Origin of the sequence: Niabella drilacis (assembly GCF_900101395.1) — a bacterium.
Lineage (GTDB): Bacteria > Bacteroidota > Bacteroidia > Chitinophagales > Chitinophagaceae > Niabella > Niabella drilacis.
Genome location: NZ_FMZO01000001.1, coordinates 344,045 through 367,006, shown reverse-complemented (window position 1 = coordinate 367,006; position 22,962 = coordinate 344,045). Strand labels below are relative to the sequence as shown.

Annotated in this window: 20 protein-coding genes; 17 read left to right on the top strand and 3 right to left on the bottom strand. The window is 47.7% G+C overall.

The genetic code is table 11. The annotated features are described in order from the left end of the window. The first annotated feature begins 149 nt into the window (after window positions 1–149). A complete protein-coding gene (gene dnaE, locus BLS44_RS01650) occupies window positions 150–3,821 on the top strand; it encodes a DNA polymerase III subunit alpha (protein WP_090388272.1) in 3,672 nt (1,223 codons plus the stop codon). Between the two features lie 121 nt (window positions 3,822–3,942). On the opposite strand, the gene BLS44_RS01645 is transcribed toward dnaE, so the two are convergent. After that, a complete protein-coding gene (locus tag BLS44_RS01645) occupies window positions 3,943–4,260 on the bottom strand; it encodes a GIY-YIG nuclease family protein (protein ID WP_090388606.1) in 318 nt (105 codons plus the stop codon). A 272-nt stretch (window positions 4,261–4,532) separates the two neighbouring features. Continuing rightward, entirely contained in the window at window positions 4,533–7,367 is a 2,835-nt protein-coding gene (gene uvrA, locus BLS44_RS01640) for an excinuclease ABC subunit UvrA (protein ID WP_090388271.1), read from the bottom strand. 307 nt (window positions 7,368–7,674) lie between these two features. Here uvrA and BLS44_RS01635 point away from each other — a divergent pair, with 307 nt between their 5' ends. From BLS44_RS01635 to leuB, 13 genes are all read left to right on the top strand, one after another. Further along, complete coding sequence (locus BLS44_RS01635) at window positions 7,675–8,373, top strand: hypothetical protein (protein WP_090388270.1); 699 nt, start codon at window positions 7,675–7,677, stop codon at window positions 8,371–8,373. A gap of 150 nt (window positions 8,374–8,523) precedes the next feature. After that, window positions 8,524–9,198, top strand: coding sequence for a YiaD family glycine zipper/OmpA-like lipoprotein (locus BLS44_RS01630; RefSeq protein WP_090388605.1), 675 nt, complete (start codon window positions 8,524–8,526; stop codon window positions 9,196–9,198). Window positions 9,199–9,237: 39 nt separating this feature from the next. Further along, window positions 9,238–9,942: a porin family protein gene (locus tag BLS44_RS01625; RefSeq protein ID WP_090388269.1), complete on the top strand. Its 705-nt coding sequence runs from the start codon at window positions 9,238–9,240 to the stop codon at window positions 9,940–9,942. Window positions 9,943–10,096: 154 nt separating this feature from the next. Beyond that, on the top strand, window positions 10,097–10,795 hold the full coding sequence (locus tag BLS44_RS01620) for an outer membrane beta-barrel protein (RefSeq protein ID WP_176954281.1): 699 nt from the start codon (window positions 10,097–10,099) through the stop codon (window positions 10,793–10,795). A gap of 244 nt (window positions 10,796–11,039) precedes the next feature. After that, a complete protein-coding gene (locus BLS44_RS01615) occupies window positions 11,040–11,546 on the top strand; it encodes a GNAT family N-acetyltransferase (protein WP_090388267.1) in 507 nt (168 codons plus the stop codon). A gap of 637 nt (window positions 11,547–12,183) precedes the next feature. Further along, complete coding sequence (gene leuC, locus BLS44_RS01605; RefSeq protein ID WP_090388265.1) at window positions 12,184–13,599, top strand: 3-isopropylmalate dehydratase large subunit; 1,416 nt, start codon at window positions 12,184–12,186, stop codon at window positions 13,597–13,599. Window positions 13,600–13,815: 216 nt separating this feature from the next. Beyond that, a complete protein-coding gene (locus tag BLS44_RS01600) occupies window positions 13,816–14,106 on the top strand; it encodes a hypothetical protein (protein WP_143019629.1) in 291 nt (96 codons plus the stop codon). 50 nt (window positions 14,107–14,156) lie between these two features. Then, window positions 14,157–14,753, top strand: a complete 597-nt coding sequence (leuD, locus tag BLS44_RS01595; RefSeq protein ID WP_090388263.1) for a 3-isopropylmalate dehydratase small subunit — start codon at window positions 14,157–14,159, stop codon at window positions 14,751–14,753. Between the two features lie 96 nt (window positions 14,754–14,849). After that, window positions 14,850–15,077: a hypothetical protein gene (locus tag BLS44_RS01590; RefSeq protein ID WP_090388262.1), complete on the top strand. Its 228-nt coding sequence runs from the start codon at window positions 14,850–14,852 to the stop codon at window positions 15,075–15,077. Further along, entirely contained in the window at window positions 15,059–15,460 is a 402-nt protein-coding gene (locus BLS44_RS01585) for a type II toxin-antitoxin system VapC family toxin (RefSeq protein WP_090388261.1), read from the top strand. The genes BLS44_RS01590 and BLS44_RS01585 overlap by 19 nt, the downstream gene beginning before the upstream one ends. Before the next feature lie 30 nt (window positions 15,461–15,490). Next, window positions 15,491–17,038, top strand: coding sequence for an alpha-isopropylmalate synthase regulatory domain-containing protein (locus BLS44_RS01580; protein ID WP_245729059.1), 1,548 nt, complete (start codon window positions 15,491–15,493; stop codon window positions 17,036–17,038). 95 nt (window positions 17,039–17,133) lie between these two features. Then, window positions 17,134–18,309 (top strand): hypothetical protein, encoded by a 1,176-nt coding sequence (locus BLS44_RS01575; RefSeq protein ID WP_143019628.1) that lies wholly within the window; start codon window positions 17,134–17,136, stop codon window positions 18,307–18,309. A gap of 208 nt (window positions 18,310–18,517) precedes the next feature. After that, entirely contained in the window at window positions 18,518–19,588 is a 1,071-nt protein-coding gene (gene leuB, locus BLS44_RS01570; RefSeq protein WP_090388259.1) for a 3-isopropylmalate dehydrogenase, read from the top strand. A 321-nt stretch (window positions 19,589–19,909) separates the two neighbouring features. Here the strand turns inward: leuB and BLS44_RS01565 are convergent, their stop codons facing one another. Further along, complete coding sequence (locus tag BLS44_RS01565) at window positions 19,910–20,344, bottom strand: carboxymuconolactone decarboxylase family protein (protein WP_090388258.1); 435 nt, start codon at window positions 20,342–20,344, stop codon at window positions 19,910–19,912. 173 nt (window positions 20,345–20,517) lie between these two features. Here BLS44_RS01565 and BLS44_RS01560 point away from each other — a divergent pair, with 173 nt between their 5' ends. From BLS44_RS01560 to BLS44_RS01550, 3 genes are all read left to right on the top strand, one after another. Continuing rightward, window positions 20,518–21,645, top strand: a complete 1,128-nt coding sequence (locus BLS44_RS01560) for a 5-(carboxyamino)imidazole ribonucleotide synthase (RefSeq protein ID WP_090388257.1) — start codon at window positions 20,518–20,520, stop codon at window positions 21,643–21,645. Window positions 21,646–21,726: 81 nt separating this feature from the next. Beyond that, entirely contained in the window at window positions 21,727–22,362 is a 636-nt protein-coding gene (locus tag BLS44_RS01555) for a hypothetical protein (RefSeq protein ID WP_090388256.1), read from the top strand. Continuing rightward, a complete protein-coding gene (locus BLS44_RS01550) occupies window positions 22,362–22,910 on the top strand; it encodes a Crp/Fnr family transcriptional regulator (protein WP_090388255.1) in 549 nt (182 codons plus the stop codon). Before BLS44_RS01555 ends, BLS44_RS01550 begins: the two co-directional genes overlap by 1 nt. The last annotated feature ends 52 nt before the right edge of the window (window positions 22,911–22,962 follow it).

Below are 22,962 nucleotides of genomic sequence, written 5' to 3'. Positions count from 1 at the left end.
AGTAGTATAACGCCATCAAGTTTTCCTTATCGAAAAAAAGCACACAACCATTCGTAAGCATAAACTTTACAACGGGTTTTATTGTTTTTTTCCTGCGGGTGTGCATAAAATCTCCCGGCATTTTACGGTTTTTATCCCATTTTAGCAGCATGAAATTTTCACATTTACACGTTCATACCCAATATTCTTTACTTGACGGTGCCGCACCGATCGGCTCACTATACAAAAAAGCCATTGCCGATGGCATGCCCGCCCTGGCCATCAGCGACCACGGAAATATGTATGGGGCTTTCCAGTTTGTGGCAGAGGCCTATAAGCACCTCGATGAAAACGGGAAACCAAAGGTAAAACCTGTAGTAGGCTGCGAATTTTACCTGGTGGAAAACCGGCACGAAAAAACCTTTACCAAAGAAAAGAAGGACAAACGCTACCACCAGATACTGCTGGCCAAAAATGAACAGGGGTACCGGAACCTTACCAAGCTGACCTCCCTGGGCTTCATCGAGGGCCTGTATGGGAAGTATCCGCGTATTGATAAAGAACTGATCCTGCAATACCACGAGGGGCTGATTGCCACCACCTGCTGCCTGGGCGCCTCGGTTCCCCAGGCCATTTTGCGGAAGGGGGAAGCAGAGGCCGAAACTGAATTCAAATGGTGGCTGGACCTCTTTGGCGATGATTTTTATGTGGAGCTGCAACGGCACGGCATTGGCGACCAGGAGAAGGTGAACGAAGTGCTGATCCGCTTTGCCGCAAAATATAAAGTGCCCATCATAGCCAGCAATGACTCTCACTACGTAGAGCAGGACGATTTTAACGCGCACGATATCCTGCTTTGCATCAATACCGGCGAAAAGCAGTCGACCCCCGCCTTCCGGGGTGATTTTGCGGATGATGATGTAAACATGAAAAACATGCGTTTTGCTTTTGCCAACGACCAGTTCTACTTTAAGAACACGGAAGAAATGAGCAAGCTGTTCCATGATATTCCGGAAGCGATTGATAATACCAACGCAATCGTTGATAAAATTGAACTGCTGGATCTGAAACGAAGCATCCTGCTGCCCAACTTTCCTATACCGGAAGATTTTAAGCGGCATAAGGAGGACGAAAAAACAGACAAGGGAGTGGTTACAGCAGATTCGCTTAACCAGTGGGAATACCTCCGGCACCTGACTTATGAAGGGGCGCAGCAACGTTATGGCGTGATGCCGGACAGCACCAAAGAGCGCATCGACTTTGAATTGTTTACCATCAAAACCATGGGTTTTGCCGGGTACTTCCTCATTGTAAGTGATTTTATCAAGGCCGGTCGCGACAGCGGCGTATTTATCGGGCCGGGCCGGGGTTCGGCTGCAGGTTCGGTGGTGGCCTATTGCATCGGCATTACCAATATCGATCCTATTAAGTACAATCTCCTGTTTGAGCGTTTCCTGAACCCCGACCGTAAATCGATGCCGGATATCGATACGGATTTTGACGATGAAGGCCGCCAGCGGGTGATCGACTACGTGGTACAGAAATATGGAAAGAACCAGGTAGCACAGATCATTACCTATGGTACCATGGCCGCAAAAATGAGTATCAAGGACGTAGCCCGCGTAATGGACCTTCCCCTGGCAGACTCCAACGCCCTGGCAAAACTGGTTCCGGAAAAACCGGGGATCTCCTTAAAGCGCGTTCTACATGCCCCGCTTTCCCCAAAAGCCGGTGAAAAATCGCTGACCGAAAAAGAAGGGCTGGGTGCAGATGATCTTGAAAACGTAAAACGGATCCGCGATGTATACAACGGAAACGACCTTCAGGCCAGGGTGCTGCATGAGGCCGAGATCCTGGAAGGTTCTGTGCGAAATACGGGTATCCACGCTGCGGGGATCATTATTGCGCCTAAGGACCTTACCGAACTGATCCCGGTAAGTACTGCCAAAGACTCCGACCTCTGGGTTACCCAGATAGAAGGAAGTGTGATCGAAGAAGCCGGTGTTATTAAAATGGACTTCCTGGGGTTAAAGACCCTTACCATCATCAAGGATGCGCTAAAGCTGATCAAGCAGAACTACGACCTGGATATTATCATCGACGATATTCCATTGAATGATGAAAAGACCTATGAACTCTACCAGAAAGGCGAAACCAATGCCACGTTCCAGTTTGAAAGTGCGGGGATGCAAAAATACCTGCGGGAACTGAAGCCCGACCGTTTCGATGACCTTATCGCCATGAACGCCCTGTACCGCCCGGGGCCCCTGGCCTACATCCCGGACTATATCGAACGGAAGCACGGCCGCCAGGAAGTGGTCTTTGACCTTCAGGAAATGGAAGACGATCTGAAGGACACGTATGGGATTACCGTATACCAGGAGCAGGTGATGCTGCTGAGCCAGAAACTGGCCGGCTTTAGTAAGGGGGATGCCGATGTACTACGGAAGGCGATGGGTAAAAAACAAAAGTCGGTACTGGACAAAATGAAAAAGCAGTTTGTGGAAGGTGCCTCGCAAAAAGGGCACCCTGCAGATAAGCTGGATAAGATCTGGACGGACTGGGAGGCATTTGCACAATATGCGTTCAACAAATCGCACGCTACCTGCTATGCTTTTGTAGCCTATCAAACCGCTTACCTCAAGGCCCACTACCCCAGCGAATATATGGCCGGGGTATTGAACAACGCCGGATCCCTGGAAAAGATCACCTTCTTTATGGAAGAATGTAAACGCATGGGATTGCCGGTATTGGGCCCGGATATCAATGAATCGCAAAAAGGATTTGCCGTAAACAAAAAAGGCGAGATCCGGTTTGGACTGGGGGGGTTAAAAGGCGTGGGTGAAGCTGCAGTAGAAAGCCTGATCCAGGAACGCGATGAGAACGGAGCCTATACTTCTATCTTCGATATGATCAAAAGGGTCAACCAACGTACCGTAAACAAAAAAACGCTGGAAAGCCTGGCTTATGCCGGCGCCTTTGATTGCTTTGCCGACCTGCATCGTGCCCAGTACTTTCATATACCACAGGGCGATACCACCAATGGCCTGGAGAAGATCGTAAAATATGGCCAGATCTGCCAGGCACAGGCGCAAACCACAACCAATACCCTGTTTGGCGATCTCGCTGAAGTGATGGAAGTACAGGTACCCAAGATCCCTGAATGCGCACCATGGCCGCTGGTAGTACAACTCGACCATGAAAAACTGGTAACGGGTATCTTTATCAGCGGGCACCCGCTGGATGATTACCGTTTTGAGATGGAACACTATGGTATTAGCAAAATCTCCTACATCAACGAATACAAAAACCAGGAAAAGGAAAAAGTGAGTTCCGCGGCCTCTTTTAAAATTATGGGGCTGGTATCGGATGCGCAACACCGCCTCTCCAGGACCGGCAACAAGTTTGGAAGCTTCATTATTGAGGACTATAGCGGAAAGCTGGATATGGTCCTCTTCTCCGAAGACTACATGAAATACAGCCCCATGCTGCAGCTGGGTGCTACCGTGTACCTTACCGGTTATTTCAAACAGCGGTTCAATGGCGATTTTGACTTTAAGATCACCTCCATCTGTCTTGCAGAAAGCGTGATAAAGAACCAGACCAAAAATCTGAAAATAGAATTACCGGTAGAAGAGGTTACGAAGGAAGCCGTGGAGTTTATTCATTCCAACCTGAAAGCGCATAAAGGCCCCAGTACGCTGAAGCTCTCTATAAAAGACAGCGAGGAAGACATAACCGTAGACCTGTTAACACGGGGAAAAGGATTTGAGATGAACAATGAGCTGATCGAATACCTCTCAAAGCAAGCCAACTGGAACGTGGCGGTGGAACTGAATTAGGGTAATCCGGTTCCCGAACCTAGTCCTCCGTCATTTCGAGCTCAACCAACTGTCGTTTCGAGCTTGCCCCATTGTCGCTTCGAGCCTGCCGAGAAACCCTTACGGAAACATGCTTCCTCTGTCAATACAAAAGGCTATAGACTTCATCATAAACCTCCTCATTTAAAAGTCTCCATTCAGGGTTCTTCACTTTTATCAATGCAACTTTCTTTGTTCTCGACCATCGTTTTAATTGCTTTTCCCTTTCGATAGCCGTAACAATAACATCAAACCACTCGTAATAAACAAGACCTGTCACGTTGTACTGATCTGTAAAACTATTTTCATTCTCATGGTGAGCATGCTCCCATATTCTCCGCCGGAGATTGGACGTTACACCGATATACAAAACCGTTTTTAGCTTATTGGTCAAAATGTAAATAAACCCGCCTTTTTTCATAGGGCAATCTTTGATGTTTAAAATAGGTTTATTTAAAGGCAAGAAAAATCCCCGGTCGTTTCGAGCTAACCCCATTGTCGTTTCGAGCTTGCCGAGAAACCTCTACGTGATCATGCTACTATACAGGTTCTGAAATATCCTCTTGCTCGATGATCACCGGGAGGTCTCTCCGCTCCGGTCGAGACGACCATTCTTTTTTATTCGTTGGGGCGAGCGTGTTTTTCGGTCGTTTCGAGCTTGCCCAGCCCCCACGGAAACATGCTCCCTCCTCATCACAACTCCCCTTTCAGATACTGTCCTGTATAGCTTTCTTTACACTTTACCAGTGCTTCCGGTGTTCCTTCAAACAGGATGCGCCCGCCGCCATCGCCGCCTTCCGGCCCCAGGTCAATGATATGATCGGCCACTTTGATCACATCCATATTGTGCTCAATCACCAGTACTGTATTGCCTTTATCCACCAGCTTGTTCAATACCTGCAGCAAGTGTTTGATATCTTCAAAATGCAAACCGGTCGTTGGCTCGTCCAAAATATAAAAAGTTTTACCCGTATCTTTTTTAGAAAGCTCCGTGCTCAGCTTTACCCGCTGGGCCTCCCCCCCGCTTAGCGTTACAGCACTTTGCCCAAGGGTTATATAGCCCAGCCCTACATCCTGCAGGGTTTTTATCTTCCGGTAAATAGAAGGCACTGCCTGGAAAAACTCCACAGCATCATCAACCGTCATATCCAGCACATCCGAAACAGATTTACCTTTATAGCGGATCTCCAGTGTTTCGCGGTTGTAACGTTTGCCATTGCATTTTTCACAGGGCACATATACGTCCGGCAGGAAATTCATTTCAATCACCCGCATGCCTCCCCCTTCACACACATCACAGCGGCCTGTTTTTACATTGAATGAAAAACGCCCGGCATTATACCCACGGATCTTTGCCTCCGGCACCGCCGCAAACAGGGTGCGGATATCGGTGAAAAATCCGCAATAAGTAGCGGGGTTGCTTCTTGGAGTACGGCCGATAGGCGACTGGTCGATCTCCACTACCTTATCAATATGCTCCAGCCCTTTTACCGATTTATACTCCATGGGCGCCTTTTTGGAATGATAGGCGTGCTGCGATAAAATGGGATACAGGGTTTCATTAATGAGCGTTGATTTACCGCTGCCGCTGACCCCGGTTACCACAATCAGTTTCCCCAGCGGAAATTGCACACTTACATTCTTTAGATTATTACCGGTGGCACCTTTCAGTTCCAGTGTCTTCCCGTTGCCCGGTCTTCGCTCCGGGGGCGTTGCTATTTTCAGATGGCCATTCAGATACCCCGCGGTGATGGTATCCAGTTTCAGGATCTCTTTGGGTGATCCCTTGGCCACCACGCGCCCGCCATGGTAACCGGCCTTGGGGCCAATATCGATAAGATAGTCCGCAGCCAGCATAATGTCTTTATCATGCTCCACCACCAGCACGCTGTTACCGATATCCCGCAGGTTTTGCAGCGATGTGATCAAACGGTGATTATCCCGCTGGTGCAGCCCGATGGAGGGCTCATCCAGGATATACGTGATCCCCTGCAACTGTGATCCGATCTGTGTAGCCAGCCGGATCCGCTGCGATTCGCCGCCACTCAGGGTCCGGGACGGCCGGTACAGTGTCAGGTAGGTCAGTCCCACATCCAGCAGGAACTGCAGCCGCTCCCGGATCTCCTTTAAGATATCCTTGGCAATCGCATTCTGTTTTTTTGACAAACGGGATTCGATCCCCTTCAGCCAATCGCCCAGTTTATCCAGGTTTAAATTGCTGAGTTCTGCAATGTTTCGCTTATCTACACGAAACCACAGGCTTTCTTTTTTAAGGCGTGCGCCGTTACAGGAGGGACAGGGTTTTAATACCATGAACTGCTCCACCCACTCCCGCAGCCATTCGGAGGTTTGGGTAGAAAAGAACCAGCGCTTTAACATAGGTATAATGCCTTCATAACTGCCGGTATAGATATCCGGAATCGACTCATCTCCTCCATCCAGGTCAAGCCCCTGGTCAGCCCCTCCATCCCCGTACAACAGCAATTCCAGCTGGCCGGCCGGCAGGTCGTCTACCGGTTTATTCATGTTGATCTTATGCTTTTTGGCAAACGCCACCACCTGCTGAAACACGCTGGCGCTGCGTTCTTCTCCCAGGGGCGCAATACCACCTTCGCTGATGCTCATTTTAGGGTTGGGCAATACCGATTCCATATCGATCGCATAAGCCGTGCCAATCCCCTTACAGTAAGGGCAGGCTCCATAGGGCGAGTTGAAGGAAAACGAATTAGGCGAAGGCTCTTCATAGCTGATACCGGTATCTTCGCACATCAGCTGCTTGCTGTATTGTACCGGTTGTGCGGCCTGCTCTACCAGTAAAAACATCAGCTCTTTTCCCAGTTTCAGGGCAGCCTGCACGCTCTGGCTCAGCCGGGCCCTGGATGCGGCGTTTATTTCCAGCCGGTCAACCACAATCTCAATATCATGGATCTTATACCGGTCCACCTGCATTTTGGGAACCAGGTCCCTGATCTCCCCATCAACCCGTACCTTTAAAAATCCTTTTTTCCTTACATCTTCAAACAGCTCCCGGTAATGTCCCTTGCGGCCACGCACTACAGGGGCCAGCAGGTTGATCTTCTGGTTCAGGAAGCGCTCATAAATATTGTCAACAATTTCTTCCTCGCTCCACTTCACCATCTTCTTACCGGTATTGTAGGAATACGCTTCTCCAACACGCGCAAACAACAAGCGGAAAAAATCATAAACTTCGGTGATCGTTCCAACCGTTGACCGCGGGTTTTTATTGGTGGTCTTTTGCTCGATCGAAATCACGGGCGACAGGCCGGTGATCTTATCCACGTCTGGCCGCTCCATATCACCGATAAACTGGCGGGCATAAGCCCCGAACGTTTCCATATAACGGCGTTGCCCTTCAGAATAAATAGTGTCAAAAGCCAGGGAAGACTTCCCGCTGCCACTGATCCCGGTGATCACCACCAGCGCATTTTTAGGAATGGAAATATCGATGTTCTTCAGATTATGCACCCGGGCGCCCGACACCTCAATTAGTTCATTGTCCGCTTTCAATTGTATAACAAATTTGGAATGATCAAAAAAAAACAGGCACAAACCTACACTTTTTTTCCTTCCAAATCTGCCCGCCTGCCAGAAATCAGCCAGGCATCAGCGCTGTGCGGTCTTTCCCCAGGTTTCCTGAAATATTGAAATTCAATCCTTCCCGGCGCCCTTCGCCATGATCCCGGATCCCGGCCGGGAAATCCCGAAGCGTCATAAGCAAAAATTAAAATATATATTTTTCCGGTTAAACACCTTGTTTGGCATAATAATTTCAGTAGGTTGGGTAATTTGAATCATTCTTAAATAAAACGTATTTATGAAAAAAAGATCTTTTCTTACATTCATTATAGCAATAGCCGTAACAATGGCAACCTTTGCTCAGACAAGTACACCCGAAGTTCCCCGAAACTATAAGCCCCAACCCAAGGAATTGCTCCCGATGCCGGATTCAATGACCGAAAACGAGATATTTCCGGTACTGGGAACATTTGACCTGACCGATACAAAAGGGACCGCTTCCCATGTAACCATTACCAGGGATGGCGAAAACAAAGGTATTGTATGGGTGAGCGGACTGCCACAGGGTAAGTTCAAAGCGTTAATAAAAGATGCTCCCGCCACCTACAAAATCCCGGCACAAAAGGCCCTGGCCAATGACGATGCGATGGAAGCCGCTGAAGATGATGCAACAGCAACAAAAACAAAAAGCAAAGTGGTAAGTGGCCGCTCCATCCAGGAAGGCACCCTGATCTTTGACAAAGATGCCAATACATTGTATGTAAATATTGGCAACAAATATAATGAAGAGCAACCCACTGCCGCATTTCCTGAAATGAATGCAACAGAAGAGAATACGGCTCCCGAAGTGGAAATGACCGACGATACCGCTAAAAAGGCTAAAAAGACCAGCACTAAAAAACCGGTTATTAAAGGTATTACCTATACCGGGGCAAAAACGGATGTGCCGGCTGCGGCTCCGGAAGCCAGCCCGGAGGCGGCCCCTTCTCAAAATTAATCCGGATCAATTAAAATTGTTAAAATCAAAGGGTTGCCCAATTTGAGGCAACCCTTTTTTATGGATACAGGTCTTTAGTCCAAACTGTCAAATTTTCAAATTACGTTTTGGCATATTATTTGGCAAAACATGAATATCAAAAGAAAAAACATGAAACAACTGAGAAATTTATCGTTGGGAATCGCATTGACCGGGTTAACCCTTGCAGGTTGCGATTCGATGAACCGGACACAAAAAGGGGCAATCATCGGAACCGGTGGTGGCGCTGCTATGGGAGCTGTAATTGGGAAAGCGGCCGGTAATGCCGGGTTAGGTGCTATTATTGGTGCCACTGTAGGGGGCGTAACCGGTGCCATTATTGGCAAAAAAATGGACAAACAGGCAGAGGAGATCAAGCAACAGGTTCCGGGTGCAAAAGTAGAGCGCGTGGGTGAAGGGATCACTGTAGAGTTTAACAGTGCTGTACTGTTTGGCTTTGACCAGTCTTCACTTTCCGGCGCTGCTCAAAACACGCTGAACGACCTGATCACGATCCTGAACAAATACCCGGATACGGACCTCGAGATCCAGGGACATACCGATAACACCGGTACCGCCAAATATAACCAGGCCCTGTCTGAAAGAAGAGCATCCAGCGTGGCCAACTACCTGGGTTCACACGGCATCGCCCTGGAACGGATGAGCACCAAAGGCTATGGCTTCAGTGTTCCCAAGTATTCCAACGATACGCCTGACGGCCGGGCACAAAACCGCCGCGTGGAATTTGTGATCTCTGCAAACGACAAGATGAAAGCAGATGCCGAAACAGAAGCCAAGAAAGGATAATCAACACTCAAAAAAAATTGATCATTAAACCTAAATTTTATGAAAAAGAAAAATCAGTTATTAAAAGCATTTATGGTTGCCGCAGCGGTCAGCATCTCCGGTGCCGCAATGGCACAGGTAGAGATCGGCATCCGGGCAGGAGCAAACTTTTCCAACGCCACCATCAAAGATGCCAATGACAAAAAAGCGGATACCAAGCTGAACCCGGGTTTTCATGCAGGAGTAACTTTTGACATTCCTGTTGCCGATGAGTTTTATGTACAACCGGGTGCCTTGTTCAGCACAAAAGGATATCAGGTTAAAGACGCAGGCAGCTTTTGGGGCAACACCTACGAAGGTAATTTAAAAGTATCTCCCTCCTATATAGAGGTTCCGGTAAACTTTCTTTACAAACCGGAACTGGGAGCAGGTAAACTGTTATTAGGAGCAGGCCCTTATGTGGCCTACGGCCTGGGCGGTAAATGGAAAGCAGACGGCCGGGTGGGCAACGTGAGCGGCGGCACCGATGGCAAGCTGGAATTCAAAAACGACTACAAAGATGGGTCTGATGATAAGAGTATCTATGGTAAACCTTTTGATGCCGGTGCCAACCTGCTGTTTGGTTATGAATTTGCCAACAAATTATCGTTCCAGCTGAACGGTCAACTGGGCCTTTTGAACATCGTGCCCAATAATGATGGCAAAAAACCGGATGCAAAAACGAAAAACTCCGGGTTTGGAATCTCTGTCGGATACAAGTTCTAAAACAGTTAGTCCCCAACTCTTGAAACACAAAGCCGCCCCCCGGGGCGGTTTTTTAATTTTAACCAAACTTTGCATCGTTTTTTTACAGACACCTTTAAAAACGCATTACCTTGATCCCGCAAATAAAACTGTTAACAAAACCGGGGACCTGCTTATGAAATATCCTGCTTTTATGCTCCACGCGCTGCTGACCTGTTTATACTATTTGCCCGTTACCGGCACAAAAGCACAAACAAAGCTTAGTTTTAATGCGGGTGCCAACGTATCCAAAGTATCCTGGAAGGAATCATCAAACGGCGTCGCCATCAAAAACAGGTGGAACCCCGGGTACCAGCTGGGCCTGCTTACCACCATACCGGTAACGCTTCAGCAACATTCCCTGCACCTGCAAACCGGGCTCACCTTTAGTACAAAGGGATACCGCCAGGATTATGAAGACGATATCCACAAAGGGATCTTAAGCGTTAACCCCTGGTATGCAGAAATACCGCTGAATATCCTTTACCGGGTACCCGGCGAAGTGGAACGCTTTTTTTTGGGAGCAGGGGGCTATATTGCTTATGGGCTTGGTGGCAGGTGGACCCTGGACTACGAGCCCCGGGGCTGGGATAACGGCTCCGTCGAATATACCGACATCAGTGACCAGGACCCGTATGATCAAAAATTCAATTATGGCCGGAGGTCGGATCTGGGTATTAGCCTGCTGCTGGGCCTGCTCATTTCCGAACGTTTTACACTTCAGTTAAATGGTCAGCTCGGGCTAAAAAATATCGCTCCGCCCGAAAACAAAAAAATGACCAAAGAGGAATTCAGGAACCGGACCCTCAGCCTTTCTTTAGCCTACGATCTCTAATACGGGGAATTCTGGTTAGGTTCGTGTGCGTTTCACTTCTCACTGATCACTTTTCGGTTTGAAGTTTAAGGTTTCACGTCACATCCTTGTGGGTCCCCCTCAAAGTTCACGGACAGTTTTCTTGTTTAGTATGGCGGAACATTGTTGAATGTGTTTGAATATTGTTTAAAGGGTGCTGAAAGCTGACAACAGAAGACTGACCGCTGCCCCGTGCCACAATCCCGTCCCTCCCCTATCTTTGCCCATGATGCAACAGGAAGATACCTACATAAGAAAAGCCACCGCTGAGGATGCAGCCGCCATTCACCAGCTGGCGCTGGATATCTGGCCAAAAGCCTTTGAGCAACTTCTCAGCCAGGAGCAAACCAGCTACATGATGCAGATGATGTATGCCCCTTCCGTCCTGGAGCAGGAAATGGAGCGGGGCGTGGAATATTATATCCTTAATCATAAAGGGGTTGATATGGGCTATACCGCTATTGAACAAAAAGCGCCCGGATCCTGGAAACTACACAAGATATACCTCTCGCAGCAACTGCATGGGAAAGGACTGGGCAAATACCAGCTCAAAAGCATGGAAGCCGTTGCAAAAGGGTACGGGGCCCGGCAGCTTTTACTGAATGTAAACCGCCGGAATAAGGCTGTTGACTTTTATAAAAGCCAGGGATACGAGATCGTAAAAACAGAAGACATCGACATCGGCAACGGCTATTTCATGAACGACTACGTAATGCAGAAAGAACTCGGTTAATAGAGACATGCTCCTGTTTTTCCACAGAAGCACAGGGTTACCGCATTGAAATTGAGTGAAAAGAGCGGAACCAGGCACGGTAAGTACCGTAGCAAGGTGTTAAAGAGGAAAACGCAGCTCCTGTAGGAGCCCGGTTGATCAAAACGACACATTTGCCATAAACACAATGCTCCCCCGGAGCGGATCAAAGCAATGTTTGCCGGCACAGAAGTACCTGATGCCCCGCGGGATCAGCACTACCTTTGAAAAGCGCCATTTTCTGCAGCGGGTCCCTTATAAAGCAAGGTGGCCAAACCCCTCCCGCGCCCGCGTTTACAGCTTAACCGGTCCAATTAATTTTTTGTTCCGATACGCTATCCAAACGGGCACCCGGAATGGCGACGTGCAGTTGCTGATCCTGAAGCAATGCAAAAAAACAACCATAAGAAACTAATAATCAGCATATAAAGACAATTACAACTTTCCAATCTCCCAATTTTCAGATTTTCAGATTCAAAAAGATTTTACACTTTCCAAAAATTCAAACAAGCAGGCCGTTCCCTAAATAGGCGCTTTATATTGTACTATTCCATTAAAAATTTGTCTAATTTTACAGGCATTCAATTGGATATATTTAAATAACAATTCAAGTTTTATAATGAGCAACGCTACTACTTTGTTTGATAAGGTGTGGGACGCCCACGTGGTACGCCCTATTGCAGATGGACCGGATGTACTGTTTATTGACCGTCATTTTATCCACGAGGTAACCAGCCCCGTGGCCTTCCTGGGTCTTGAAAAAAGAGGCATTCCTGTAATGTACCCTCAACGTACATTTGCCACAGCAGATCACAATACCCCAACCCTGAACCAGGATCAGCCGGTTAAAGATCCTTTATCAGCCAACCAGCTGGCAGCGCTCTCCAGTAATGCCGCTAAATGGGGCATTTCATTATGGGCATTGGGAAGTCCAAAGAACGGGATCGTGCACGTGGTAGGGCCAGAGAACGGGATCACACAACCGGGAATGACCATTGTTTGCGGAGATTCGCACACCTCCACCCACGGAGCCTTCGGAAGCATTGCATTCGGTATCGGTACTTCCGAAGTGGAAATGGTACTGTCGTCCCAGTGTATCATGCAGCCCAAGCCGAAAAAGATGCGTATCACCATCAACGGCAAACTGGGCAAAGGAGTACTGCCCAAAGATGTAGCGCTGTACATGATCTCCCAGATCACGGCCAGCGGTGCTACCGGTTACTTTGCAGAATATGCCGGTGAGGTTTTTGAAAACATGAGCATGGAAGGCCGTATGACGGTGTGCAATATGAGTATTGAAATGGGTGCGCGCGGCGGTATGATTGCCCCTGACCAAACCACGTTCGACTACATCAATGGAAAGGACAAAGCGCCTAAAGGAGCCGATTGGGATACGGCCCTTGCGTACTGGAAGACCCTGAAAACCGATGAGGGGGCTGTATTTGATAAAGAACTGCACTTTGATGCAGCCGATATTGAGCCCCAGATCACCTACGGTACCAACCCGGGCCTCGGAACAGGCATCACCAATCATATTCCCAAAGCATCCGAAGTAAAAGATGGCGAAGCCTCCTATAAAAAATCGCTGGCCTATATGGACTTTTCAGAAGGAGATGCGATACTGGGTAAAAAGATCGACTATGTATTCCTGGGCAGCTGCACCAATGGCCGCATTGAAGATTTCCGCGCCTTTGCCTCCATTGTAAAAGGCAAAAAGAAAGCAGATACTATTACGGCCTGGCTGGTTCCCGGTTCCCATATTGTAGAAGCACAGATCAAAGAGGAAGGTATCCTGGATATTTTAAACGCTGCCGGTTTTGAACTGCGTCAACCGGGCTGCTCCGCCTGCCTGGCCATGAACGAAGACAAGATCCCCGCCGGGAAATATGCAGTAAGCACCAGCAACCGGAATTTTGAAGGCCGCCAGGGACCTGGTGCCCGCACGCTGCTGGCAAGCCCCTATGTAGCGGCAGCGGTAGCAGTAACCGGTGTGGTAACCGACCCTCGCGAGCTGATGGAGGAAGTTCCGGCATAATTTTTTTGCCCAGGCTGCAGTATCCATGGCAGCTGCGTTGCGTCGCACACTTGTACTATCGTAAATAAATCCTCTTTTCGGTGCTTTGTGGTAAGGAATACACCTATAAATATGGACATAGCTCGTTTCTTATTATTATTTCTTATTTTTCTCACGGTGTCTTGTGACACGATGTACAGCGTCACCGCAAGAAACGATTCCTCAGAGGATAAACAAATGGATGTTTTAATTGCAGATAATAACAAGCTACGGTACCATCCGGATTCGGTAAGGACCCTGCCCAATACGGGTCCGAAGATCGCTATAAAAAAGAACTATCAGGATCTTTCTTACTCGTTTTTAATTCCTGCAAAACAACAGGTAATCGTAGACGGGGGAATTAACGGACCATCAAAGCAATTTGCAATTATTGTCAATAAGACCGACAGCATTTACCTGAAGAAAAAAGACAAACGGGTAAAAATAAAAAGAATTGGTATGGGTATAGATTGGACAGTAACAATCTAATAAAGATGCTCAACATTTGAAAGTATAATCTTTAATGTATAATTTAAAAAATGGCATACGATAAATTTACAGTATTAACATCCACAGCGGTTCCTTTACCCATTGAGAACGTGGATACCGATCAGATCATTCCTGCCCGCTTCCTGAAAGCCACGGAGCGTAAGGGTTTTGGCGATAACCTCTTCCGCGACTGGCGGTATAACAACGACGATACACCCAAACAGGACTTTGTACTCAACAACCCCATCTACTCCGGAAAGATCCTGGTAGGCGGTAAGAACTTCGGAAGCGGCAGCAGCCGCGAGCATGCGGCCTGGGCCATTTATGATTATGGGTTCCGCTGCGTGATCTCCAGCTTTTTTGCCGATATCTTTAAGGGAAATTCGCTCAACATCGGTTTACTGCCGGTAACGGTAAGTGAAGCCTTCGCCGATAAAATATTCAGGGCCATCGAAGCCGATCCCAATGCACAGATCGAAGTAAATCTTGCGGAACAGACCGTTACCATCCTGGCAACCGGCGAAAAAGAAAGCTTCGATATCAATGGCTATAAAAAGCACAACATGATGAACGGCTTTGACGATATCGACTATCTGCAATCCATGAAGCAGGAGATCAATACCTTTGCAGATAAAAGCCTGTATTAGATTTTAAAGTCCCACAGGTTTGAAGATCTGTGGGGCTTCTTTCGAGCTCCGCTTCAGGAACATTTCGATCTTTGTAAAATCCGTAATTTTGAAACTATGGAGATCAAGGTGCAAATACCATTTCAGCAATTGCTGACATTAGTAAAATCGCTGACGCCATCGCAAAAAGCTAAATTAAAAAAGGAGCTTGACGACGAAGCTGTAAAGCCGCAGCAGGATAGTTTTATCGATTTCCTGTTGAACGGACCTGTATATTCCCGGGAAGATATTAACATTATTGAGGAGAATAGAAAAAGTATTGCAGCATGGCGCACAAAAAGCTAATGATCGATACAAGCATTCTGATTGATTATTTCCGAAAAACAGATAAAACCAATTCAAGGCTTGTAGCACATTTCCGGCAGTACGACCAGATCTATATTTCGACAATTACAGAGTTCGAAATTTTTAATGGTGCCACGCAAGTCCATAAAGATTTTTGGGAAGGCTTGCTTTCCCGGCTGATTGTTTTAAGTTTCGACAGGCCTGCAGCCAGGAAATCGGCAGAAATCGTTTCGCTGCTAAAAACAAAGCGAAAAACGATCGACAAACCGGATCTATTCATTGCAGCTACCGCCATCACAAATGATTTAATGTTAGACACCCTTAATATAAAGCACTTTATCAGCATTGATGTTTTAGAACTATTTACACAAAAAAACAGTTGATGAAGAACCACAAAAATCTATTTTATATCAATGACAACTCCCAATAAAGCGTATCCTCCCATAAAACAACGACCCATCGAAATAATGGATACCACGCTGCGGGATGGTGAACAGACCAGTGGCGTATCTTTTTCAGCAACAGAAAAATTAACCATCGCGCAATTACTTCTGACGGAGGTCAAAGTGGATCGCATTGAGATCGCCTCCGCCCGCGTTTCCGAAGGCGAGTTCCAGGCCGTAAAACGCATTACCGACTGGGCTAAAGAAAACGGGCATCTGCATAAAATAGAAGTGCTGACCTTTGTAGACGGCGACACGTCCATCAACTGGGTGCAAAAAGCAGGCGCCAAAGTGATGAATATCCTCACAAAAGGATCGCTGAATCACCTCACCCACCAACTCAAAAAAACACCGGAGGAGCATTTTAAAGACATTGCCGCCGTTATAAAAAAAGCTCAGAAAAAAGGGATCGATTCCAATGTATACCTGGAAGACTGGAGCAACGGCATGCGCAATTCAAAAGAATACGTTTTCCGGTATCTCGACTTTATTGCAAAGCAGCCCATTAAAAGGGTACTGCTGCCAGACACGCTGGGCATCCTGATCCCTTCTGAAACCTATAGTTATATTGCTGAGATCACGGAGCGGTATCCCCAGTTACATTTCGATTTTCATGGGCATAACGACTATGACCTTGGTGTGGCCAATGCACTGGAAGCCGTAAAAGCCGGCGCCAAAGGGCTCCACCTTACCATTAACGGCATGGGGGAAAGAGCCGGAAATACGCCACTGGCCAGTATTGTAGCCGTTTTGAATGATTTTCAGAAAGACGTTAAGACCGGTGTCAATGAAAAAGCATTATATAAGATCAGTAAGCTGGTGGAGGCCTTCTCAGGCTTCAGGGTGTCGCCTAACAAACCGGTGATCGGTGAAAACGTATTTACCCAAACAGCCGGCATTCACGCCGATGGCGACAAGAAAAAGAACCTGTATTACAACGACCTGATGCCCGAGCGCTTCGGACGCAAACGCAAGTATGCATTGGGCAAAACTTCAGGCAAGGCCAATATTGAGAACAACCTGCAGCAACTGGGCATACAATTGTCAGATGAAGATCTGAAAAAAGTAACCCAGCGCATTATTGAGCTGGGCGACAAAAAAGAAACCGTAACCCAGGACGATCTGCCCTTTATTATTTCCGATGTATTGGACAGCAATACGGCCATGGAAAAAGTGTACGTGGAGAACTATGTACTGACCCATTCCAAAAATATGCGTCCCTCTACTACAATACGCATCAGATTTGAGGACAGCGTTGTAGAAGAGAATGCGCAGGGCGATGGCCAGTACGACGCGTTTATGAATGCGCTCCGTAAGATCTATACACAAAAGAAACTACCCCTGGCAAAGCTGACCGACTATATTGTACGGATCCCGCCCGGTGGAAAATCAGATGCACTCTGCGAAACCATTATTACCTGGAACCTCAACGGAAGAGAGTTTACCACTACCGGGCTGGACAGTGATCAGACAGTGGCTGCGATCAAGGCCACGCAAAAGATGTTGAACCTGGTATAAGCCGGCTGTATTGCAGGTACTGCAACGGCAGCCGGAGCGCCTCCCCTGCCGTTATGCATTTCGGGCAGTATCTGCATCTCATAGAAAATGAAATCATGAAAAAAACTTTACTGCTTCTATGGACCTGCACTGCGCTCTGCAGTGCCGCAACGGCACAACAGATAACCACCCAGGCAGATGATTCAAAATCTGAAGACATTATAAAAACCCGTCGCATCCTGCTGGATCGTTTTATTGCCAACAATAAAATTGGCATTACATTGGTAAAAGAACAACTGGTAGCATTAGACGACACCAATTATATTGCCATATATCCTGCAGAATTCTGGTTACTGTCTTACTGGACCGGCGATTATATCCCGATATTAAATACCATAAAGGGGATGGACAGCCTCAAAGAAGGGAAAATTCGCATTCCCCCGCCCCCGGATTACCTTGCTGTAAAACTGGCAGAGAAAGTAACAGAACAGGAAGCCCGTCTTTTAAAAGATATTGCCACAGCCAACCTCCCCGAGGAACAGAAAGCCTTTTTAACGATGCACCTGAAATACCTGCTGGCAGGCGGAGAAACCCGGCAGCAAGAACTCAACAACCTGGCCGATCAGTTCATTTCCGCGTATCCTAACAGCAGCTACAGATCCTTTACCCAATCTTTCATAAGATTGAAATATACGCTTACGGCCAGTGGCAGCGCCGTATCCTTTCATAGCGGGCAATTTCGACTGGGTGGCGCATTAACCAACTATTACAATCACCTTACCGCTTTCGGACTCTCTCTTGACCTGGTACACAATAATTGGCTGGGACAGGTGGACCTGGCTTTTGGAATGGGCCACACTCAAACAGACATGCCACTAAACAACGGAGCTACCTGGCCTAAAAATGCAAAGGTCACCGGCGGCTACCTGGCGGTAACAATTGGAAGATATATAGCAAACAGCAATATTATCAGCATTGCCCCCATTGCGGGTATCGGTGTTTTTGGAGTTGACCCCAACGAGAATGTAAAGGAGCACCCCAAGCTTAAAGATGCCGGTATAAAAACCAGTGTTGCCGGTAGCCTGGGCTTTATAAGCGACATCAGGCTAAAAAAAATAAATCTTACAAAACAGGTCTATTACCAGGAAAGTACACAGGCGCCCTTTATAAGGATCGGCTACGAGTATATAGCATCGCCGCTAAAAAACAAGTTCATCCGGTATAGCGGAAGTGTGCATAAACTTACCCTGGGCATAGGTATCCTGAGCAGGCGTGTAAAGCGAGTGCACTAACCGGGAAAAGCGGGCGGAATAACTACGTACAATTACTGTTACTCCCTGGAATTATAAAAGAACCGCTCCGCTGAAGGTTTACAGGCAAAAAATCATCTTCTTTTTTTGAAGAAAATAGCCGGCTATCCAGTACCTTAGGGGCCCATCCGCCGGGCTTTTTGAAAATTTTCCAACAAACCCGGCCCCTGATTATAAAACAAACAAAAAAATGAAAAAAAATATTCTCATTGTGCCCGGAGACGGGATCGGACAGGAAGTAACCGCTGTAGGTAAAAAAGTGCTGGATAAAATTGCGGCAAAATACGGCCATGAGTTCACATACGATGAAGCCCTGATCGGCCATGCCGCCATTGAAGCCACCGGCAACCCGCTTCCCGATGAGAGCCTGGAGAAAATGAAAAAATCGGATGCGGTGCTGTTTGGCGCCGTAGGACACCCGAAATACGATAATGATCCGTCTGCTAAAGTGCGTCCGGAACAGGGCTTGCTGAAAATGCGGAAAGAGCTGGGATTATATGCCAACCTGCGCCCGATCAAACTCTTTGATGAGCTTCTGGGTGCCTCCAGCATTAAGCCCGAGATCTTAAAAGGTGCCGATATCCTGTTTTTCCGCGAGCTCACCGGTGATATCTATTTCGGTGAAAAAGGCCGTAAAGACAATGGGGATACGGCTTTCGATATTGCACAGTACAGCCGCTACGAAGTAGAACGCATCGCGCGCAAAGCCTTTGAGGCGGCAATGACCCGCGGCAAAAAATTATGCTCCGTTGATAAAGCCAATGTGATCGAAACCAGCCGCCTGTGGCGCGAAGTGGTACAACAGGTTGCTAAAGAATATCCTGAAGTAGAGGTAGAGCATCAGTTTGTAGATGCAACTGCCATGTTACTCATTAAAGACCCCAAACGCTTTGACGTGGTGGTTACGGCCAACCTGTTTGGAGATATCCTCACCGATGAAGCATCCCAGATCGCGGGCTCCATGGGCATGCTGGCCTCCGCCTCCATCGGGGATGGTACCGGGGTTTATGAGCCCATCCACGGCTCTGCGCATGATATTACCGGCAAAGGAATTGCAAATCCTATGGCTTCCGTACTATCCGCAGCGTTATTACTGGATATTTCTTTTGGCATGAAACAGGAAAGCGAAGACGTGATCAATGCAGTTGACCAGGTACTAAAGGCAGGATTCCGTACCGGTGATATCGCAGATGCCACAACACCAAAGGAAAAAATACTGGGTACAGATGCTATTGGTGAAGAATTGCTGAGCAGGATCTGACCATACTTCCTGTTCAGAGCGGCAATGTTAAAAAATGCTCTATATACAAAAGTTAAGAACAAAAGCGGGCCCCGGTCCGCTTTTACTTTTGGTGCTTATCCCCGCACCGGGAATGTATCATACCGGTGCCGCTCAACATTCCATTAGCTTGCCAGGCCCCGAGTCGCAGGAGCGATCAGGATAGCCTTCTGCATTACGTCCCGGGCTGGACCTATGCCCCGGTCAACCAGCAACTGCGAACCTCAGTTTCCTGCACAGGAAGGTAATATAGAGCAGAATGCGTTGGGCCCGGGCCGCTAACTTTAGTTTCCTGTAAGCAGCTTATAAAACCGGTACTTTATGAAAGGTGATCGCCACCCGGTTCAGCATATTCATATGTGCAATAGCCAGGCTCAGATCGGTAAGATCCTTATCATCAAAATGCAGGCGGGCAGCGTCAAAAACGGAAGCGCTTACTTCCTGTGCCGGCAACAGGGTCATTTCCTCAGCAAACGCCAGTGCCGCCTTTTCCGCCGCCGAAAAAAAAGGCATATGTTTCCAGTTAGAAACCCCGTTTAGCTTACGGGGCTCCGTTCCTGCTGCAATGGCATCCTTCCAATGAAGGTCTACACAATAAGGACAGCCATTGATCTGCGATACACGCAACCAGATCATATGTAAAAGAGCCGGTGCAAGATCCGTTTTTTTTAAATAGCCGTACATGGCCAGCAGGGCTTTATACCCTTCGGGGGCCGTTGCTGCATAGTCGATACGCATAAAATGATTTTTGCGCTAAAATAATGATATTTGGAATCGGGAGCCGAGGTTGGGAATGGAGAATAGAGCGGGCCGCCATCAGCTTATAGCTTTAGCGGGATCCGGAACCATGCCGCTTTGGGCTAAATGCCGAAAGCTGATAGCCGATACCCCAAATCTCATATCTTTGCGCCATGCAAAAAGTAGGGATCCTTGGCGGTGGCCAATTGGGAAGAATGTTGCTGCAGGCGGCAGCCAATTATCCGGTAGAAACATATATACTGGAGAACGATGATCAATGCCCGGCGGCTCATTTATGTCATCATTTTTTCAAAGGTGATATCCGGGATTATGATGCAGTATATGCATTCGGGAAGGGCCTGGATGCGCTTACCATTGAGATCGAGAACGTGAATGTAGATGCCCTGGAAACCCTCGAAAAGGAAGGGGTAACCGTTATCCCCCATCCATCCGTACTGCGCACCATCCGCAACAAAGCCGCCCAGAAAAAATATTATACAGATCACCAGATCCCTACAGCGGAATACATCCTTACACATAATATCCAGGAGCTGTCGGAACAGGCACATTTCTTTCCTGCTGTGCATAAAATTGCAGAAGGCGGCTACGACGGACGCGGGGTTCAGATCATCGAAAACGAACAGGATGTGGCCAAAGGTTTTGACGCCATGTCTGTACTGGAAAAAAAGGTTGACGTAGCCCGGGAAATAGCCATGATGATCGCCATTGACCGGTCCGGCGCAATTGCCATCTATCCCGCAGTTCAGATGGTGTTTGATAAAACACTGAACCTGCTCGACTTCCAGTTATGCCCTGCGGATATTGAAGAAAAAACATACTGGAAAGCAGAAGCCATTGCACTGTCTGCTGTAAAAAACTTCAACTCCCCCGGTATCTTTGCCGTGGAGCTGTTTGTGACACCCGGCGGCGAGGTGCTGGTCAATGAAACAGCTCCCCGTGTGCACAACAGCGGGCACCATACCATTGAAGCCCACTACAGCTCCCAGTTTGATATGGTGTGGCGTATCCTGCTGAACTACCCGCTTGGCAGCACGGATGCGATCCTTCCTTCTGTGATGCTGAATATCATTGGCAAAGAAGGATATTCCGGTGAGGCCGTTTATGAGGGGCTGGATGAAATGCTGAAAATAGAAAATGCTTTTTTTCACCTGTATGGGAAAAGACAGACCAAGGCAGGACGTAAAATGGGGCATGTAACCATCATCAGCAATGAAAAAGCCGACCTGCTGCATAAGGCCAACAAGATCAAACACGGGCTTTCGGTAATTGCAAAAGAGTAATGCCTAAACCGTCTTATTATGTAAAAAGCCGGCAGGCCGCATCCTAAAAAAAATCCATTACAGGCCAAAACATTTACGCGTATGAAAAAACGATGCTTCGCGTTTCTGACCGGATTGCTGATAGGCATTACCCGCTTATTGGCACAAACTGCTGCCGACCTCCCGGCGGAGCCTGCACTCCTTATAGTGGATTCAACAGTCACCGATAACCTGGGTTACCTGCCCCCTGAAGATATCGAATCGATTACCGTATTAAAAGGAAAGGAAGCCATTGCCCGCGCGGCATTGTTCGGCAAAAGCGGAACAGGCGGTGTACTCCTTATTAAAACAAAGGATCCCCGGCAAACGCTCCCCGCCGAAGCGTATCTTTCCCTGTACAAGATAAAGCTAACTCCTTATAGCGTGCTGATGTTGGATGACCGGCTGATCGCGGATCCATGGCGTTTAAGGATCGACACCTCGCAAATTGTGCAGGTAACCCGGTCAGTATTCGACGGTCTTTCCTATCTTGATTCCGCCAGCAGGAACCTGCAACTGATAAAGATCTATACAAAAAGATTTGACGCTAAAAGGCCGGCGGAGGTCCCGGTAAAAAAAACACCTACACCATATGAACGCTACCAGGGTTTTAAAAACCTGCAGACCATCCGGTCTGCAGGATCACGACTGATCTATATGCAGCGCTATTGGTCATCAAACGGGAAAAAGTCTTTATAATGGAGGCGCAGCACAGGAACATTGCCGGCCTTATTCACCTCTTATTGGATTCCGGGGATCCTCAAAAAGAGATCGTCCTGAAGCGGAATGAGATCCTGCGTTCAAAAAAGACAGCGGATTCTAATATCTATTTTGTAGCCGCCGGCAGCATCCGGGTCTTTATCGAAGACGGGGACGCAGAGCAAAATATCCGGTTCGGCTATCAAAACGACCTGGTCGTATACATGGATGCGTTTTTATCCGGGAAGCCCTCTTCCTATTTTATACAGGCCTTAAAAAAAACCACCCTGAAGGTGGTCCCTAAAGAAACATTAAACCGGTTGCTGGGGCAACATCCGGAGCAGCTTAAGGTCTGGCTGGCGCTCCTTGAAGAGCTGGTACTACAGTTACTGGAACGCGAAAAAGATATTCTCACCTCTTCCCCTGCAGAGCGGTATCACCGGTTATTGCAGCGAAGTCCGCGGCTGTTCCAGGAGATCTCCAACCGCCATATTGCCAATTACCTGCGCATGAGCCCGGAAACACTTTCCCGGCTTAAAAAACATTGACATCCATCAACGTTTTTTTCTTTTCCCGGGTTGAATTTTGCAAATAAAATGA